This window comes from Streptomyces sp. NPDC027672, from assembly GCF_055566335.1.
Genome location: NZ_JBVHSO010000011.1, coordinates 81,164 through 98,404, shown reverse-complemented (window position 1 = coordinate 98,404; position 17,241 = coordinate 81,164). Strand labels below are relative to the sequence as shown.

13 protein-coding genes are annotated in these 17,241 nt (G+C 72.3%); 7 read left to right on the top strand and 6 right to left on the bottom strand.

Going from position 1 to position 17,241, the window contains the following annotated elements; all coding sequences use genetic code 11:
- Positions 1–79: 79 nt before the first annotated feature.
- Both ACZ4SV_RS25755 and ACZ4SV_RS25750 read right to left on the bottom strand, forming a co-directional pair.
- Positions 80–943 carry a helix-turn-helix domain-containing protein gene (locus tag ACZ4SV_RS25755; protein ID WP_365875398.1) on the bottom strand — a complete coding sequence of 288 codons (864 nt, stop codon included), beginning with the start codon at positions 941–943 and terminating at the stop codon, positions 80–82.
- 99 nt (positions 944–1,042) lie between these two features.
- Positions 1,043–1,870: a helix-turn-helix domain-containing protein gene (locus tag ACZ4SV_RS25750; protein WP_468006757.1), complete on the bottom strand. Its 828-nt coding sequence runs from the start codon at positions 1,868–1,870 to the stop codon at positions 1,043–1,045.
- 173 nt (positions 1,871–2,043) lie between these two features.
- Between ACZ4SV_RS25750 and ACZ4SV_RS25745 the strand changes: the two genes are divergently transcribed.
- From ACZ4SV_RS25745 to ACZ4SV_RS25735, 3 genes are read left to right on the top strand one after another with little or no spacing between them, the layout of a single operon-like run.
- Positions 2,044–2,349, top strand: a complete 306-nt coding sequence (locus ACZ4SV_RS25745; protein WP_365875402.1) for a 4a-hydroxytetrahydrobiopterin dehydratase — start codon at positions 2,044–2,046, stop codon at positions 2,347–2,349.
- A gap of 5 nt (positions 2,350–2,354) precedes the next feature.
- On the top strand, positions 2,355–3,140 hold the full coding sequence (locus ACZ4SV_RS25740; protein WP_365875404.1) for a class I SAM-dependent methyltransferase: 786 nt from the start codon (positions 2,355–2,357) through the stop codon (positions 3,138–3,140).
- Positions 3,141–3,177: 37 nt separating this feature from the next.
- Positions 3,178–5,082, top strand: coding sequence for a rhamnogalacturonan lyase (locus tag ACZ4SV_RS25735; protein ID WP_468006755.1), 1,905 nt, complete (start codon positions 3,178–3,180; stop codon positions 5,080–5,082).
- Positions 5,083–5,340: 258 nt separating this feature from the next.
- On the opposite strand, the gene ACZ4SV_RS25730 is transcribed toward ACZ4SV_RS25735, so the two are convergent.
- Complete coding sequence (locus tag ACZ4SV_RS25730) at positions 5,341–8,007, bottom strand: cellulose binding domain-containing protein (protein WP_468006753.1); 2,667 nt, start codon at positions 8,005–8,007, stop codon at positions 5,341–5,343.
- A gap of 69 nt (positions 8,008–8,076) precedes the next feature.
- Complete coding sequence (locus tag ACZ4SV_RS25725; RefSeq protein ID WP_468006751.1) at positions 8,077–10,989, bottom strand: glycoside hydrolase family 48 protein; 2,913 nt, start codon at positions 10,987–10,989, stop codon at positions 8,077–8,079.
- A 259-nt stretch (positions 10,990–11,248) separates the two neighbouring features.
- Here ACZ4SV_RS25725 and ACZ4SV_RS25720 point away from each other — a divergent pair, with 259 nt between their 5' ends.
- The 3 genes from ACZ4SV_RS25720 to ACZ4SV_RS25710 all read left to right on the top strand — a co-directional run bounded on the left by ACZ4SV_RS25720 (position 11,249) and on the right by ACZ4SV_RS25710 (position 14,582).
- The gene (locus tag ACZ4SV_RS25720; protein ID WP_468006749.1) at positions 11,249–11,782 is read left to right on the top strand and encodes a hypothetical protein; all 534 of its coding nucleotides are present in this window, start codon (positions 11,249–11,251) and stop codon (positions 11,780–11,782) included.
- Positions 11,779–13,530 carry a glycoside hydrolase family 6 protein gene (locus ACZ4SV_RS25715; protein ID WP_468006747.1) on the top strand — a complete coding sequence of 584 codons (1,752 nt, stop codon included), beginning with the start codon at positions 11,779–11,781 and terminating at the stop codon, positions 13,528–13,530. The genes ACZ4SV_RS25720 and ACZ4SV_RS25715 overlap by 4 nt, the downstream gene beginning before the upstream one ends.
- A gap of 146 nt (positions 13,531–13,676) precedes the next feature.
- Positions 13,677–14,582: a methyltransferase domain-containing protein gene (locus ACZ4SV_RS25710; RefSeq protein WP_468006745.1), complete on the top strand. Its 906-nt coding sequence runs from the start codon at positions 13,677–13,679 to the stop codon at positions 14,580–14,582.
- 186 nt (positions 14,583–14,768) lie between these two features.
- Here ACZ4SV_RS25710 and ACZ4SV_RS25705 read toward each other — a convergent pair whose 3' ends face one another.
- The gene (locus ACZ4SV_RS25705) at positions 14,769–15,464 is read right to left on the bottom strand and encodes a glycoside hydrolase family 75 protein (RefSeq protein ID WP_468006743.1); all 696 of its coding nucleotides are present in this window, start codon (positions 15,462–15,464) and stop codon (positions 14,769–14,771) included.
- A 203-nt stretch (positions 15,465–15,667) separates the two neighbouring features.
- Here ACZ4SV_RS25705 and ACZ4SV_RS25700 point away from each other — a divergent pair, with 203 nt between their 5' ends.
- Positions 15,668–16,279, top strand: a complete 612-nt coding sequence (locus tag ACZ4SV_RS25700) for a hypothetical protein (protein WP_468006741.1) — start codon at positions 15,668–15,670, stop codon at positions 16,277–16,279.
- Between the two features lie 111 nt (positions 16,280–16,390).
- Here the strand turns inward: ACZ4SV_RS25700 and ACZ4SV_RS25695 are convergent, their stop codons facing one another.
- Complete coding sequence (locus ACZ4SV_RS25695) at positions 16,391–17,227, bottom strand: aldo/keto reductase (RefSeq protein ID WP_468006739.1); 837 nt, start codon at positions 17,225–17,227, stop codon at positions 16,391–16,393.
- Positions 17,228–17,241 lie beyond the last annotated feature (14 nt).

Genomic DNA, 17,241 nt, shown 5'->3' with positions numbered 1-17,241 from the left:
ACCCCGTACTCCGAACCTAGGGGCGGCCCCGGCAACCCACCTGTCCGCAGACCCGTACGGGTCACGCCGGGGCCGGTGCTCACAGGCGGGCGCGGTGCTCCCGCAGCAGCCTCAGGGTGCGCCGGGCGGACGCGGCGCGGGCCGTCATGTGGTCCAGCACCTCCAGGTGCGCGGCGACCTCCCGGCGCGAGTCCAGGTAGAGCGCGCCGGTCAGGTACTCGGTGAACACCATGTCCGGCAGCTCCGGCTCGGCGAACCGGAACAGCGTGAACGGCGCGTACGTCCCCGGGTGCGGGCCCGCCGCGAACTCGGCTATCTGGAGCGTCACCCGGTCCCGCTCGGCGTACTCCAGCAGCCGGTCCACCTGGTCCCTGAGCACCCGCGGCCGGGTGCTCACCGGGCGCCTGAGCACGGTCTCGTCCATGATCACCCACAGGTGGGGCGGGTCCTCCCGCTCCAGCAGCCGCTGCCGTTCCATACGCAGCGACACATGCCGGTCCACCGCCTGGGGCGAGGACTGCCCGACGGTGCCCGCCTCCATCACCGCGCGCGCGTACTCCTCGGTCTGGAGCAGGCCGGGCACGAAGTGCGGTTCGTAGGAGCGGATGATCCGGGCCGCGCCCTCCAGGCTGACGTACAGGCTGAACCAGTCCGGCAGCACGTCGTGGAACCGCTGCCACCACCCCGGCTGGTTCGCCTCCTCGGCCAGCCGCACGAAGGCGTCGGCCTCCTCACCGGCCACCCCGTAGGCGTTCAGCAGCACCTGCACGTAGGGGATCTTCAGCGCGACCTCGGCCATCTCCATCCGCCGTACGGTTGCCGACGCCACCCTGAGGACCCGGGCGGCCTCCTCGCGGCCGAGCCCCGCGGCCTCCCGCAGCTCCTGCAACCGCTTGCCGAGCACCACCTGGCCCACGGTGGGCGCAGCCCGCCGCTCACTCACCGCCACGCCCTCCCCTACGCGCCGACGTACGCGGGCAGCAGTCTGTCACGCGCGGGCCGTCTCGCACATGTGCCCGAGGCAACTGATCGCCGGACGGGCTCAACCGGCCAGCGTGTGCAGGTACTTCGCGGTCGCCGGATCGGCCGGCAGGAAGGTCTCGACGGCGAGTTCCGCGACCGTGACGTCCATCGGCGTGTTGAAGGTGGAGATCGAGGACACGAACGACAGGGTCCGCCCGGCGTGCTCGATCCGCAGCGGCAGCGCGAAGTACGGCACGGGAGCGGCCGGTTCGGCGGCGGGCGGCTCCTCGGGCACCGGGTAGGCCGCCACCTCCTCGTACAGGGCGCGCAGCCGGTCCGAGCGGTGCAGGGCGATCTCCCGCTCCATCTGGGCCAGCAGATGGCCGCGCCACTCCCGCAGATTGCGGATGCGCGGTGCCAGCCCCTCCGGGTGCAGCGTCAGCCGCATCGCGTTCGGCGCCGGGCCGAGCAGCTTTGCCGGGACGCCCTCCAGCAGCAGGGCGATGCCCCGGTTGGCGGCGACGACCGTGTAACCGGCGTCGACCACCAGCGCCGGATACGGCTCGTAGCCCCGCAGCAGCCGCTCCAGCCCGTCGCGCAGCGCGTCCAGTGCCGGGTCGTCCAGCGGGGTCTCCGGATAGCGCGGCGCGTAACCGGCGGCCAGCAGCAGGGCGTTGCGCTCGCGCACCGGCACGTCCAGCCGCTCGGCGAGCCGCAGCACCAGTTCCTCGCTGGGCCGGGACCGCCCGGTCTCGACGAAGCTGATGTGCCGCGCGGAGGAGCCGGCGCGCAGGGCCAGCTCCAACTGGGAGATCCGGCGCCGCTCACGCCAGGCACGCAGCAACGGCCCGACCCCGCGCCCGGCGGCGGAGGCGGTGCCGACGGGAGGAAAGACGGCAAGGGACATACGCCCGACCCTAACCGAGCCCCACCACCCCCCGACGAGCCGCCGGCCGGAACACCCGGTGCGCCGGTCCGCGTCGGTCCGGCGTGTCCGGTGGGGGCGTGGCAGGGTGAGTCCGTATCCGCCCGTGCCCGCCTCGCCCCGCACGGGACCCGTAGCGAAGGGAGCCCAACGCCATGGCCGTCGGACCGCTGTCGCAGCAGGAGATCGAGGACGGGCTGGCCGGGCTGCCCGGCTGGTCGGTGCGGGACGGCCGGCTCAGCCGGACCTACCGGCTCGGCTCGCACGTCGCCGCCGCCGCGCTGGTGATGCACATCGCCGCCGTCCAGGACGCGCTGGACCACCACTCCGAACTGACCCTCGGCTACCGGAGCGTCTCACTCGGCGTGCACACCCACAGCGCGGGCGGCGCCCTCACCGCGAAGGACTTCGCCCTCGCCCGCGAAGTGGAGGACATCGCGCCGAGCCACGGGGCACACTGAGCGGTGTGCTGGACTACGAGCAGGAAGCCGGGAGGTACGACGCCTCCCGCGGGGGCGAGGCCCGCGCCGAAGCCGCCGCACGGGCCGTCCTCGGACTGGTCCCGCCCGGGCCGGGCCGCCTCCTCGACGTCGCCTGCGGCACCGGGATCGTCACCCGGCGGCTCGCCGCCGCGCGCCCCGGGCTGCGGGTGACCGGCGCCGACCTCACCCCGGCCATGGCCGGCCGGGCGGCGGCGCGGCTGCCCGGCGCGATCGTCCGGGCCGACAGCCGCCGACTGCCCTTCCCGGACGGCACGTTCGACGCGGTCACCACCATCTGGCTGCTGCACCTGCTGTTCGATCCCGGGGACCTGGACGCGGTCGTCGCCGAGTGCGCCCGGGTGCTGCGCCCCGGCGGGGTGTACGTCACCACCGTCGACAAGGCCGCCGCGCACAACGTCGGCAGCGACATAGACGCCGTCCTCGCCGGCCGTCCGTACCGGCCCCCGGCCGACGCCGCCGGCACCGTCGCCGCCCACGCGGCCCGGCACGGGCTGCAACCCGCAGGCGCGGGCTCCTTCCGCAGCCCCGGGCAGGGCCGCAGCCCCCGGAGCACCATCGCCGACCTGCGCCGGGGCTGGTTCACCCTGCTGCCGCCCGGCGAGCCGCGCACCGAGGAGTTCGCCGCGCGCCTGGCCCGGCTCCCCGACCAGGACCGCCCCCGCGCCGACCCGCGCTTCAGCGTGCGCGCCTTCCGGAAACCGGGACCGGGCGGGACACCCGGCAACCCACCGGCCGCCGGCGGCGACTGACGGACGACCTGTCCGACTCCCCCGGGAGGAACGTCAGATGCAGCACCCGCACCCGCCCGCCCCGCCCCCGCGCCCCCGCCCGCGGCGCCGCCGCCGGATCGCCGGCCTGACCGCCGCGGTCGCCGCCGCCGCACTGGCCGCCGCCGGCCTGACCGGACTGTCCGCCACCACCGCCCGGGCGGCCACCGCCCGGCAGCTGGAGAAGCTGGACCGCGGCCTGGTCAGCGTGCACACCGACAGCGGCAACCTGCTGAGCTGGCGCTGGCTGGCCACCGACCCGGACCAGGTGGCCTTCAACGTCTACCGCGCCGGCACGAAGGTCAACTCCAGCCCGGTCACCGCCTCCACGACCTACTTCCACGCCGGCGCGCCCGCCCAGGCCGACTACACGGTCCGCGCCGTCGTGAACGGCGTGGAGCAGCCGGACTCCGAGCACGCGCTCCAGTTCCGCACCGGCTACAAGGACGTCCCGATCACCCCGCCCGCCGGCGGCACCACCCCGGACAAGACGGCGTACACCTACGAGGCGAACGACGCCTCCGTCGGCGACCTGGACGGCGACGGACAACTGGAGTTCGTCCTGAAGTGGCAGCCCACCAACGCCAAGGACAACTCCCAGTCCGGCTACACCGGCGACACCTACCTGGACGGCGTCCGGCTGGACGGCACCCGGCTGTGGCGGATCGACCTGGGCCGCAACATCCGCTCCGGCGCGCACTACACCCAGTTCCAGGTGTACGACTACGACGGCGACGGCCGGGCCGAGATCGCCGCCAAGACGGCCGACGGCACGGTGGACGGCACCGGGACGGTGCTCGGCGACGCCGCGGCCGACCATCGCAACGGCAGCGGATACATCCTGTCCGGCCCCGAGTACCTGACCATGTTCGACGGCCGGACCGGCCGGGCGATGCAGTCCGTCGACTATGTGCCGGCCCGTGGCACCGTCTCCTCCTGGGGCGACTCCTACGGCAACCGCGTCGACCGCTTCCTGGCCGGCACCGCCTACCTCGACGGTAGCCGCCCGTCCCTGATCGAGGCGCGCGGCTACTACACCCGGACGGTCATCGCCGCCTGGGACTGGCGGGACGGCCGGTTCACCCGCCGCTGGACCTTCGACACCAGCTCCTCCACCAACAGCGGCAAGGGCTACGACGGCCAGGGCAACCACCAGCTCTCGGTCGCCGACGTCGACGGCGACGGCCGGGACGAGATCGTGTACGGCTCGATGGCCGTGGACGACGACGGCAGCGCCCTGTGGACGACGCGCAACGGCCACGGCGATGCGATGCACGTCGGCGATCTGGACCCGTCCCGGCCGGGACTGGAGGAGTTCAAGGTGGACGAGGACTCCGCCAAGCCCTCGTCCTGGATGGCGGACGCGCGGACCGGCCAGGTGCTGTGGTCCACCGCGCCCAACGGCGACAACGGCCGGGGCGTCTCGGACGACGTCTGGGCGGGCAGCGCGGGCGCCGAGTCCTGGTCGTCGGCGGAGAGCGGCCTGCGCGGCCCGAAGGGCACGGTCGTCGCCGCGCGCAAGCCGTCCAGCGCCAACTTCCTGTTGTGGTGGGACGGCGACCCGGTCCGTGAACTCCTCGACGGCACCCACGTCGACAAGTACGGCACCGCGTCCGACACCCGGCTGCTGACCGGCTCCGGGGTCCACTCGGACAACGGCACGAAGGCGACCCCGGCGCTGTCCGGCGACATCCTCGGCGACTGGCGCGAGGAGGTGGTCTGGCCGACGACGGACAACACGGCCCTGCGGATCTACTCCACGCCCTACGACACCACGGTCCGCCTCACCACCCTGCTGCACGACTCCCCGTACCGCACGGCCCTCGCCTGGCAGAACACCGCGTACAACCAGCCGCCGCACCCCGGCTTCTTCCTCGGTGCCCAAATGGCCACCCCGCCCCGGCCCGCCGTCTCCACGCCCTGAGGCGGTGACGCCGGACACGTCCCGCACCGCGGTCGTCGCCGTGGCGGCGGCCGTCGTGGCGGCCGTGGTCTCGGCCCAAGCTGCTCGCCGGCCGCTCCCTGAACGTGCCGTGGGGCTGTGAACTGCCCAAGGGCGGGAAGCTGATCCAGATCGAGGTCAGCCCCGACTACGAGTCGGACGCGGCGATCTTCACCGGGAGCGTCGGCTAGCGGTCCGGGGCGGGGGCACCGCCGGTGCGCGGTGCCCCCGCCCGGCCGGTCAGGTGACCGTGCAGACCGTGCCGCCCAGCGTGAAGGACGGCGGCCGGGTGTTCGTGGCCGACCGGCTCGCCGTGAACCCGAAGGCCACCGAGGAGCCCGCCGCCACCGTGCCGTTCCAGGACGCGGGGGTGACCATGACCGCCGGACCCGACTGTGTGTAGCCGGCGTTCCAGAGCTGGGTGATCCGCTGGCCGTCCGCGAAGGACCAGCCGAGGGACCAGCCGGTCCAGGCCGCCGGGCCGGTGTCGGTCAGCCGGACGTCCGCCTGGAACCCGTCCTGCCACTGGCCGGTGACCTGATAGCTGACGGTGCAGGCGCCCGCCGGCGCCGGGTCCGTGCCACCGCCGCCGCCACCGCCGCCGGTGTCGCCGGTGCCGGACGGGTCGCCGTAGACGACGCCCCTGCCGTTCGTCGACACGTACACCCGGCCGTACACCCGCGGGTCACCGGTGATCGCCGCGCCGGTCCAGCCCCACTGGTGGGCGTCGTCATTGACCCGGGTCCAGGACGCGCCCTTGTCCGTGGAGCGGAAGATCCCGCGCACCCCGCCGATCCTCGCGCTGGTGAACAGCGTCTGGTACGAGGCTCCCGGCGCGGCCTTGCCGAAGCCGATCGTGTCGGCCTGCTCCACGTTCGCCAGCCTGGTGAAGCGCGCCCCGCCGTCCGTGGAGTGCCACAGGCCGTACGCGCCGTCCGCCGCCCCGCCCGCCAGCCACACGTCACCCCGGGCGCCGGGCAGCGCCTTGAAGCGCACGCTGTCGCCGCCCGGCAGGCCGGCGGCCGCGGAGGCGGTGAAGGTGGCGCCGCCGTCCGTACTGACGTAGAACGTCCCGGACTTGAAGCCGTAGAAGGTCTTCGGGTCGACGCGGTCCGACTCGACGACCGCGCCGGCCGGGAGGCCGGCCGACTGGGCCCAGGACGTGCCGAAGCCCGTCGTATACCGCACGCCGGTGCCGGCCGGGCTCCAGACGAACCGGCTGCCGTCCGCGGCCGCCGCCACCGTGCCGCCGCCCGAGACACCGGGCGGGTCCGTGCCCGCGAACCAGTGGGCGCCGTTGTCCGTCGAGAACGCGATGTGCGGGCCGGAGTCCAGGTCGCCCACGCGGACCACCGTGCCCGGGTCGGTCTCGGCGAAGTCCAGGCTGGTGGTCGTGGTGAAGGCCGGTGAGGTGTACATCAGGGACGGCACGGCGGTCAGGTCCGTGTGCCGGAAGCCGCCGATGTCGCCGAGGGCGCTGAACAGCCGGGCGTCGCCGGAGGGCGGCGCCGCGAGGTCGTTCACCGCCGTCTCCTCCAGGCCGCGCGCCATGGGCTTGACGGTGAACTTCCCGCCGCTGTCCCACTCGCCGAGGTTCTCGGTGCCGTAGAGGGTGGCGCCCGTGCCGTACATCATGCGGGAGGAGTCGAACGGGTCGATCTCCAGGGCCTCCGTCATCCAGCCCAGCTGCGGCGACTGCTCGGGCGGGGACGGGTGCGCGCCGAAGGTCAGCCACGGCGAGGAGGAGACGTCCATGGTGTACCGGTTCGAGCGCTCCGGGTACGAGGTGTAGTCCCACGCCCTGGTCCAGGTGGCGCCGCTGTCGGTGGACCGGAAGAGCTGGGTGTCCGGCCACCAGGAGCTGTAGGCGGTGGCCATGAGGGTGGACGGGTGCCGGCGGTCGACCGTCAGCCCGCTGAAGCCGTAGGAGGTGTCCGCCTCCGCGGCCGGGCTGATGTCGGTCCAGGTGCCGGTCACCGTCGCGTACCGCCACAGCCGGCCCTTGCCGCCGTCGTACGGTCCGCCCGTGTCGCTGTAGGCGAGGTACAGGAAACCGTTGTGGGCGTCCAGGACTCCCTTGTGCGCCAGGTATCCCGTGGGCTGGCCCGCCAGCCGGGACCAGGTGGCGCCGGCGTCCGTCGAGCGGTAGACCGCGTTGTCCTTGTCCGCGACCCCGGCGTAGACCGTCTTCGTCGCGGTCCCGGAGGTGCCCGTCGACTCGTCGAAGGTGACCCAGACGACGCCCTGGTTGTCGCTCGCGTAGCCCGTCGGATCGGTGGGGTCCTGCCGGTAGTCGCCGGGGTTCGGGAAGGCGGTGATCTGCGACCAGGTCACGCCGGAGTCCGTCGAGCGCCACAGGCCCTTGCCGCTGGGCGCGCCCAGGTACAGCACGCTGTTCTTGTTCGGGTCGATCGCCAGCCGCTCGCCCATGCCCCGGCCGGGCATGTTGCCGCCCAGCTTGAACGGCAGGTCGGCCGCGTGCCAGGTCGTGCCCCGGTCCGCCGAGCGCAGCACCGCGCCGTCGCCCGGGTCCCAGCTGTTGGTGTACGTCCCGACGGCCGCGTACACGTTGTCCGGGTCGACCGGGTCGGAGGCGAGGCTCACCACCGAGGTGTGGCCCCAGTCGTTCCAGCCGACCGAGTCCAGCAGCGGGGTCCAGGTCTTGGCCGGCTCCTGCCAGCGGTAGGCGCCGCCGATGTCGGTGCGGGCGTAGACCAGGTTCTTCTCGGAGCGGTTGAACACGATTCCGGGGACGAAACCGCCGCCGTCGATCCGGGCGTTGTGCCAGGTGTAGGTGTCCGCCGCGGCGGTGGTGCCGGCGGCGGGCGCGGCCAGCGCGGGCGGGGTGCCGGACAGCAGGCCGGCGGCGAGGAGCAGCACGGCGGTGAGGATGCGGGGGGAGCGCATGGGGAGTCCTCTCGCAAGAGGGGGCGGCCCCCGGTGGGAACGGGGGCCGCCCGGAAAGAAGGTGCCGGACTATTCGAGGAGTTCGGCGTACGAGCCCATGGCCAGGGCGATGTCCGCCTGGGCCCAGAAGCGGTGGTACGTGAAGACCGGCGCGGCCCCGCCCTTGAGGTAGGCCTCGATCTTCGACCAGTTCGGGTCGCTCTTGTAGAAGGACCGCAGCGAGGAGAACGTGGACGAGGAGCTGATCGCGTCACCGTTCGGCATGGTGCCGGTCCAGCCGCTCGGCACGTACACGCTGTCGTTGAACCGGCTGTAGTCGGTGCGGGTCTCCGGGACGGCGATGCCGAGGCTGTCCTGGTAGTGGTCCCACATGCCGTCCAGCAGCGCCTTCGCGGTGGACTTGGCGGTCGCGTCACCGGACTTGGCGGCGTAGTACGACAGGGTCTTGGCGTACGCGGCGGCCACGCCGACGTCGTCGGTGTAGTCGGCGACGGTGACGTGCAGTCCGGTGTTGGCGCCGGGGCTCGACGCGTTCCAGGTGTCGGGCTGGCCCGACCACTTGAGGGTGGAGGGGATGCGGTAGGTGCCGTCCGGGTTGACCGTGGTCTTGGACAGCGCCCACTTCACCCACTTGTCCAGGACCGCCTTCGCCGTGGCGTTCCCGGTCTGCTGGTAGTACTCGGCGACGCGCTCCATCGACCACGCCTGGAAGCCGAACCACTGGTTGGACGGCGGGTCGTGGTAGACGGGCGCCTCGTCGTAGTACATCCCGTAGAAGGTGGAGGTGCCGGCCGGCGGGGCGGCGTAGCGCCCGGCCCAGCTATTGGTCGCACCGCCCGCGATGCCGCCCTCGGAGGACTGGAGCCACTGGTAGAACTCCAGTTGCCGCTGGAGCGACTTGCTCCAGTCGGCGGCACCCGTGGCCGACTTGGGCTTCAGGTCGGCGACGGAGCTGAGCGCGTAGGCGGCCAGCGGGTTCTGGTAGCCGCCGTGGACGTGGCTGGAGCCGATCCGCCAGGCCCAGCCGGCGGAGGTGTCGGTGGCGCCGCCCCAGGCGTAGTACCAGGACAGCAGGTAGTGCGAGGCGTCCTTGCCGGTGCCGGCCGGGCAGGACGGGCTGGCGCAGTTGCCGATCTTCTTGAAGTACTTGTCGTACATCGCGTACCGCAGGTAGTCGCCCATCTTCGCGGCCTTGGCGACCGTCGCGGACACCTCGCCGCTCTTGCCCTGCTGCTTGGCCCACACGTCCGCCCAGTAGGCGGCCTGCACCGCGCGCGAGTCCGCGTCCGGGGCGTCCGTGTACTTCCACTGCTTGGCGTAGGAGCTGTCGCCGGTGAACAGGTCCAGGTAGCCGTTCTTGCCGCCGTACTTGAAGGCGTCACAGGTGGGCTGCGGGACCGTCTCCCAGACGGACTCCTGCGGGCCGCGCTGGAAGGTGTTGATGTACGACGGTCCGGTGGCCGTCGGGCCGGCCTCGCACTTGCCGGGCTCGTTGCCGAAGCCGTAGACGTTGTCCACGTCCTGGATCCAGTGCATGCCGTAGACGTCGTCCGTGCCGTACGCGCTCTTCAGCTCGCCCGCGATCGGGTCCGGGCCGACCGACGCCGAGGTGTCCAGCTTCGCCGGGTACTCGTTCGGGGTGTCGTACTCGGGCGCGTAGGTGGCCGGCTTGGAGGCGTTGTAGAAGGAGTTCGTCGGCTGGTCGGCGTGGGTGGGGATCATGTACTTCTCCATGATCTCCCAGGCGCCGTTGAACTTCGACCAGTCGCCGGTGACCTTGCCGTACATCGCCTGGAGCCACAGCAGGTAGCTGTACGCCTCGGACGTGGTCTCGTGGCCCTGGTCCGGGGCCTCGACGATCAGCGTCTCCACCGAGTGGTACGGGATGCCCTCGGGGGAGAAGTAGCCGTTCGCCGGGTTGGTGATCTTCCCGTACAGGTCCAGGAACCGGGCGTCGTACGCCTTCGCCGCGGGCAGCTCGGTGACCGTGACCGTCGCCTTGGCGTGGCCGGTGGCCGACGCGGTGAAGGTCGCGCTGCCGGTGCCGGCGGAGTCGGCCGTGACGGTCACGTTCTGCGCGGTGTTCCAGTTCGCCGGGGTGAAGGTCAGCGAGGCCCCGCCGGTCACGGACAGACCGGTGTTGCCGTCCGTGCGAGCCGTGCTCACCGTGACGTTCGCGCTCGGCTGCGTGGACAGCTTCACCGCGAACGTGCCGGACTTGCCCTGCTGCACGCCCAGTTGGGCCGGCGAGGCGACCACGGCGGGACCGGAGGCGACGGTGATGCCCACCGGGGTGGAGGCGGCGGACGCGCCCAGGCTGTCGTACGCCTTCGCCACCAGGGAATGACTGCCCACGGTCAAACTGGAGGCCGAGAGCGTGTACGGCGCGCTGGTGTCCGTGCCCAGCAGCGTGGTGTCGTCGTAGAACTCCACCTTGGCGATGGTCGCGTTGTCGGCCGCGGCGGCGGTCGCCGCGAGCGGTACCGCGGCCCCTTGCGTGTACACCGCGCCCGCGCTCGGGCTGGTCAGCACGGTCACCGGCGGCTGGTGGGCGCCGGCGCAGGTCGTGCCGTTGACCGCGAAGGACGTGGGGGCGGTGTTGGCGCCGCTGTAGGTGAACTGGGCGCCGGTGGTCACGGCGGCGCCCGCGGCGATGGTGCCGTTGTACGACGCGTTCTTCGCGGTGACCGTCTGCCCGGACTGGGACCAGGTGCCGTTCCAGCCGCTGGTCAGTTTCTGGTTGCCCGCGTAGGCGTACGTCAGCGTCCATCCGTTGATGGCGTCCGTACCGCGGTTGGTGAGCGTGAGGTCGGCGGTGAAGCCGGAACCCCAGTCGTTGGTCTTGTAGTCGACGCTGCACTGGACGGCGGCCGCGTGCGCGGCCTCCGTGCCCGTGGCGAGCATCGACAGGGGCAGGGCGAACGCGGCGGCCACCGCGGTCCACAGGCGACGCACCGTTCTGCGTCTGCGTCCGGGATCCATGTGCTGGTTCCTCCTTGCGGCGTCGGCTCGGGGAGAAGTCAAGGCTTGAACCAGTGGGAGCGCTCCCATAGTGCGGACGGGGCAAGGAGTGGTCAAGATGCTTGAAGAGTCGAAAAGATTCGACAGGGCCGTTCGAGAAAAGTCGCGCAACAGCCCTGGGCTTTCCGGTCACTTGGCGCTAACTTCCTTCGCACCAGTGGGAGCGGTTCCGTTCAGTCGACGCGTCGGTCACGGCGCGCCAAACTGCAAGGACTCGCTCATGCGACACCCCCCGCGTTCAGTACTTTTAGCCGCCGCCGACGCGGTCGCGCTCCTCGTGAGCACGGTCGTCCCGGCGGCCCCGGCCACCCTCGACCTCACCGACGGCCAGGAGAGCACCCGGAGCCGGAACACCGAGTGGTTCCCGTCCGGCACCGCCGGCGCCACCCGCCGGCCGCTCGGTGTGCACCGTTCCGGCGGCGCGTTCCGTTGCGTGCAGGGCCATGCCCTCCGGGACGGCCGGGCCGGCGGCGCGCCGGTCGAGGCGATCGCCGGCCGGAAGGCGGACGCGGTCCGTGTCCCGCTGCACGAGGAGTGCCGGCCGGGCCCGTCCGGCCTCACCCCCGTGTATGCCGGCGCCCCAAGCACCGCCGCGGCCAAGCTCCACCGCCGCGGCGGTCCGGACCCGCCGGCGCGACGGCGGCACCTGTCCGACGACGGCACACCCACCCGTACGGCGCCGGGCCGTGCGACCACCCGCGCGCCGTCGACCCGTAGATCCCTACAGCACACCGAAGGAAACCCGCACTCATGAGTCGTACCCGAACATCACTGCTCGCCGCCCTGGCGCTGGTCGCCGGGGCCTCCGGGACGGCGCTCGGCATGCAGCCGGCGTCCGCGGCGGCGGCAGCCGTCCCCTGCACCGTCGACTACAAGGTGCAGAACCAGTGGGACACCGGCTTCACCGCCGCCGTCACCCTCACCAACAACGCGGCGACCAAGTCGAGTTGGTCGCTGAAGTGGTCGTACGCCGGCAACCAGAAGATCACCAGCGGCTGGAACGCCAAGCTGACCCAGAGCGGCACCGCGGTCACCGCGGCCAACGAGAGCTACAACGGCTCGCTGGCCACCGGCGGCACGGTCAGCTTCGGCCTCCAGGGCAGCTACAGCGGCACCAACGCCCTGCCCGCCACCTTCACCCTCGACGGCGTCACCTGCAACGTCGACAGCGGAGGCGGCGACACCGGCGGGGGCGGCGGTGACACCGGCGGCGGCGGTGGCGGCGGCGACACCGGCGGAGGCAGCGCCGGCCGCGTCGACAACCCGTACTCCGGGGCCAAGGTGTACGTGAACCCGGAGTGGTCGAAGCTGGCCGCCGCCGAGCCGGGCGGCAGCCGCGTCTCCAGCCAGCCGACCTTCGTGTGGCTGGACCGCATCGCCACCATCAACGGCGTCAACGGCGGCATGGGGCTGCGCGCCCACCTGGACGAGGCCCTGAAGCAGAAGGGCTCCGGCCAGCTCGTCGTCCAGCTGGTCATCTACGACCTCCCCGGCCGTGACTGCGCCGCCCTCGCCTCCAACGGCGAACTCGGCCCGACGGACCTCGACAAGTACAAGACGCAGTACATCGACGCGATCGCCTCGATCCTGTCCGACGCCAAGTACGCGGGCCTGCGCATCTCCGCCCTCATCGAGCCCGACTCGCTGCCCAACCTGGTCACCAACGCCGGCGGCACCAACACCACCACCGACGCCTGCGTGACCATGAAGGCCAACGGCAACTACGAGAAGGGCGTCAGCTACGCCCTGGACAAGCTGGGCAACCTCTCCAACGTCTACAACTACATCGACGCCGGCCACCACGGCTGGCTCGGCTGGGACACCAACCTCGGCCCGTCCGCCCAGGAGTTCTACAAGGTCGCCACGACCAACGGCGCCAGCGTGAACGACGTGGCCGGCTTCATCGTCAACACGGCCAACTACAGCCCGACCAAGGAGCCTTACTTCAAGGTCACCGACAGCGTCAACGGCCAGACCGTCCGCCAGTCGAAGTGGGTCGACTGGAACCAGTACGTGGACGAGCAGTCGTACGCCCAGGGCCTGCGGGACAAGCTGGTCTCGGCCGGGTTCAACTCCGGTATCGGCATGCTGATCGACACCTCCCGCAACGGCTGGGGCGGCTCCGGCCGGCCCTCCGGTGCCGGCCCGCTGACCTCCGTCGACGCCTATGTCGACGGAGGCCGCATCGACCGGCGCATCCACGTCGGCAACTGGTGCAACCAGTCCGGTGCCGGACTCGGCGAACGCCCGACCGCGGCCCCCGCGGCCGGCATAGACGCCTACGTGTGGGCCAAGCCGCCGGGGGAGTCCGACGGAGCCAGCTCCGCCGTCAGCAACGACGAGGGCAAGGGCTTCGACCGGATGTGCGACCCGACCTACGGCGGCAACGCGCGCAACGGCAACAACCCCACGGGCGCGCTGCCCAACTCGCCGCTGGCCGGGCACTGGTTCTCCGCCCAGTTCCAGCAGTTGCTGCAGAACGCCAACCCGCCGCTGTCCTGACGCGGTGACTCCGCCGGGGCCCGTCCGTCCCCCGGGCCCCGGCGGACCGTAACGGCATCCGTGTTTGCCGAAACGGCAACGGAAGTGGCCCGCGTCCGGTGTGCCGTCGCACGCTGACGGCACACCGGACGAGAGGCTGACCACCCATGGCACACCACCACCACGACCACGACGACCGGCACCACGCCGGGCACCCGCACGATCACGGCACCGACATCGACTGGAACGAGCTGGCCCCCCTGCTGGAGTCGCAGGCGGAACTGCTCGCCCCGGTCTACCGGCGGGCCATGGAGTGGCTCGGCGAAGAGGTGACCGGGCCGCGGCTGATCGTGGACGCGGGCAGCGGCCCCGGAGTCGTCTCCTGTCTGTTCGCCGAGACCTTCCCCGGCGCCCGGGTCGTCGCCGTCGACGGCACGGCACCGCTGCTGGAACGCGCCCGGGCACGGGCCGCCCGGCACGGCGTCGGCGACCGCTTCGGCACCGTCGCCGGTGACCTGCCCGAGGCGCTCGACCGCCTGGACGGCCCGGCCGACCTGCTGTGGGCCAGCCGCAGCCTGCACCACCTGGGCGACCAGCGGGCCGCGCTCACCGCGTTCGCCGGACACCTGGCCCCCGGCGGCACCCTGGCCCTCCTCGAAGGCGGCCTGCCCTCCCGCTTCCTGCCCCGGGACACCGGCATCGGCCGCCCCGGACTCCAGGCGCGGCTCGACGCGCTGGAGGAGGAGTGGTTCGCCCGGATGCGGGCGGACCTGCCCGGCTCCGTGGCCGAGACCGAGGACTGGCCCGCGCTGCTGACTGCGGCCGGCCTCGCCCACACCGGCACCCGCACCTTCCTGCTCGACCTGCCCGCCCCGGCCGACGAGCGGGCCCGCGCCTATGTCGTCGCGCATCTGTCCCGGCTGCGCGAGGGCTTCGGCGACGCGCTGGACGCCGACGACCGCGCCACCCTGGACCGGCTGCTCGACCCGGCCGACCCGGCGAGCGTGCACGTACGGCCGGACGTGTTCGTCCTGGGCGCGTACACCGTGCACACGGCGGTCCGCAGGGGTTAGGGCCTCTCGTTTGGATCATGCCGGGCTCGCGGGCCCTGGCACCGCTCCCCCAAGCTCTTCGAGCAGGGGGTGCCCCCAGCCGCGTTGTCGTCGGTTGCCATGGCTCCGCCATGGCGCCCTCCTCCGCCTTGCGATGCACGGCACCAGACCCCGCTCCCTGATCCGGCCTGATCCAAACGAAAGACCCTAGTTGGCGGCGAGGAACTGCTTGGCGAGCTGGTCGCCGAGGGAGACCGCGGCGCTGTGGCTCTCTATGGGCGAGACCTTGGAGTTCTTGAACAGGATGTAGGTCACGCCCGACTCGGCGCCGCCGGTCTCCGGGTCCGGGTCGATGCCGAGCGCCTTGGCGGTGGCGTACGACGCCTCGCCGATGATCTTCGAGGGGCCGGTGTCGCCGACGACGGCGTACTCCACCTTGTTGTTGTAGATGACGGCGACCACTCCGCCGCCCTTGATGCCGGCGCCGGAGTAGTCCCAGATACTGCTGGTGCTGGGCACGACGACGTACGGCAGGGTCTCCGCCTTCAGCGGCTTGCCGTCGGACTGGTGGAAGGCGGTGTCGTCCTGGTACCAGGGGTCGCGGTCCTCGTTGCAGTTGGTGGTGCGCTGGCCGTCGCAGTCGATGTCCATGTCGGCCTTCCAGAACACCGCGCCGTTCTTGCCGCACACGGGGACGGTGGCCGAGGTCTCGTCGTCGGTCTTGTACTTGCCGTTGGAGACCTGCGCACAGGAGGTCACCTTGGCGAGCAGGTCGGCGGCGCTGACCGTGCCCTCCTGGGCGGTCCGGGGAGAGGCGGCGGCCGAGGCGTGCGCGGGGAGGAGCCCGGCGGCGAGCAGGGCGGTGCCGGAGGCCACGGCGAGGGAGAGGGTGCGAAGACGCATGGGGGGACCCTTCTGTTAGGAAAGTTTCCTTACCGGGTGTCCTCACACGGTGGCGCCGACGGCATGCCCTCGTCAACCCCCGGGAGGCGGACGGCTGAAACCGGGGGGCATTGCGGTGACGGTGACCACTGACGAGACTGAGAGAGCAGGATGCAGCCGTATGTCCGCTCTGTCCGTGGCCACCGCTCCCGGAGGCGAGTCCCATGTTCGTACGCGCGGTGTACGCGACCGGTGATCCGGCGCTGCTGGACACGGCCGTCCGGTCGCTGAACAGCGAGGGGCGGGACCTGCTGGAGGAACGCCCGGGCTACCGCGGCGCCAGTGTGTTCGCGGACCGGGACCTCGGCAAACTGCTCACGGTGAGCTGGTGGGAGACCGAGGAGGCGCGGCGCAACAGCGACGAGGTGATGCGCGAGCGGCGCGGCGCGCTGCTGGAGCCGTTCGCGGGCACCGTGTCGGTCGCCGTCTACGAGGCGGCGGTGTTCCTTCAGGCCCGGCCGCCCCGGCAGGGCGGCGGACTGCGCGCCACCAGGCTGGAGTTCGACCCGCGCGACGCGGATCTGGTCGTCGACGCCTTCCGGGCCGCGGTGGTGCCGAGGGCCGAGGCACTGCCGGGGCTGTCCCGGACGTCGCTGCTGCTGGACCGGGAGCGGGGCCGGGCCGTGGCCGGTGTGCTGTTCACCGACCGGCCGTCGCTGGCCGCCTCGCGCGCCGCCCTGGCGGGCGTGCGCGACGAGGCGTCGGCGAAGGGGCGGGTGGACGTGGTCGGCCTGGAGGAGTTCGAGGTCGTCCACGCGGACGTGCGCCTGGACTGAGCCGCGCGGGCGCCGGGCGCCGCCGCCCGGCGGGCCGCAGGACGGCCGTGCGGCCCGCCGCGGTGCGGGGCGCACGGCCGTGACCGGTGGCCGGTCCGGGTCCCGGGAGTGTCAGGCCATATCGAAGGCGGCCGGGTCGGGACCGATGCGCCGGTCCTCGTTCAGCGCGCTGATCGCGGCGAGGTCCTCGTCGTCCAGGCTGAAGTCGAACACCTCGATGTTCTCCTTGATCCGGGACGGCGTCACGGACTTCGGGATCACGATGGTGCCGAGCTGGAGGTGCCAGCGCAGCACGACCTGGGCCGGGGTGCGGTCGTGCTTGCGCGCGATCGCGACGACGGCGGGCACCTCCAGCAGGCCCTTGCCCTGGCCGAGCGGCGACCACGCCTCGGTGGCGATGCCGTGCTCCGCGTGGAACGCGCGCGCCTCGCCCTGCTGGAGGTGCGGGTGCAGCTCGATCTGGTTGACCGCGGGGACCACGGAGGTCTCCTCGATCAGCCGCCGCAGGTGCTCGGGGAGGAAGTTGGAGACGCCGATGGCCCGGACGCGGCCGTCGGAGTGCAGCTTCTCGAACGCCTTGTAGGTGTCGATGTACTTGTCCCTGGACGGCAGCGGCCAGTGGATCAGGTACAGGTCGACGTAGTCGAGCCCCAGCTTCGCCAGCGAGGTGTCGAAGGCGCGCAGCGTGGAGTCGTAGCCCTGGTCGCTGTTCCAGAGCTTGGTGGTGACGAAGATCTCCTCGCGGGGCAGGCCGGAGGCGGCGATGGCCTTGCCGGTGCCCGCTTCGTTGCCGTAGATCGCGGCGGTGTCGATGCTGCGGTACCCGGCCTCAAGCGCCGTGCCGACGGCCCGCTCGGCGTCGTCGTCCGGCACCTGCCAGACGCCGTAGCCCAGCTGGGGCATCTCGACGCCGTTGTTGAGGATGATCGGGGGGACGTTGCTGCTCACGAGCCTCTTGATCC

Coding starts and splice junctions, on each gene's coding strand:
- ACZ4SV_RS25710 (WP_468006745.1), top strand. CDS start 13,677: ATGGCACACCACCACCACGACCACGACGACCGGCACCACGCCGGGCAC.
- ACZ4SV_RS25750 (WP_468006757.1), bottom strand. CDS start 1,870: ATGTCCCTTGCCGTCTTTCCTCCCGTCGGCACCGCCTCCGCCGCCGGG.
- ACZ4SV_RS25700 (WP_468006741.1), top strand. CDS start 15,668: ATGTTCGTACGCGCGGTGTACGCGACCGGTGATCCGGCGCTGCTGGAC.
- ACZ4SV_RS25715 (WP_468006747.1), top strand. CDS start 11,779: ATGAGTCGTACCCGAACATCACTGCTCGCCGCCCTGGCGCTGGTCGCC.
- ACZ4SV_RS25735 (WP_468006755.1), top strand. CDS start 3,178: ATGCAGCACCCGCACCCGCCCGCCCCGCCCCCGCGCCCCCGCCCGCGG.
- ACZ4SV_RS25745 (WP_365875402.1), top strand. CDS start 2,044: ATGGCCGTCGGACCGCTGTCGCAGCAGGAGATCGAGGACGGGCTGGCC.
- ACZ4SV_RS25725 (WP_468006751.1), bottom strand. CDS start 10,989: ATGGATCCCGGACGCAGACGCAGAACGGTGCGTCGCCTGTGGACCGCG.
- ACZ4SV_RS25730 (WP_468006753.1), bottom strand. CDS start 8,007: ATGCGCTCCCCCCGCATCCTCACCGCCGTGCTGCTCCTCGCCGCCGGC.
- ACZ4SV_RS25705 (WP_468006743.1), bottom strand. CDS start 15,464: ATGCGTCTTCGCACCCTCTCCCTCGCCGTGGCCTCCGGCACCGCCCTG.
- ACZ4SV_RS25720 (WP_468006749.1), top strand. CDS start 11,249: ATGCGACACCCCCCGCGTTCAGTACTTTTAGCCGCCGCCGACGCGGTC.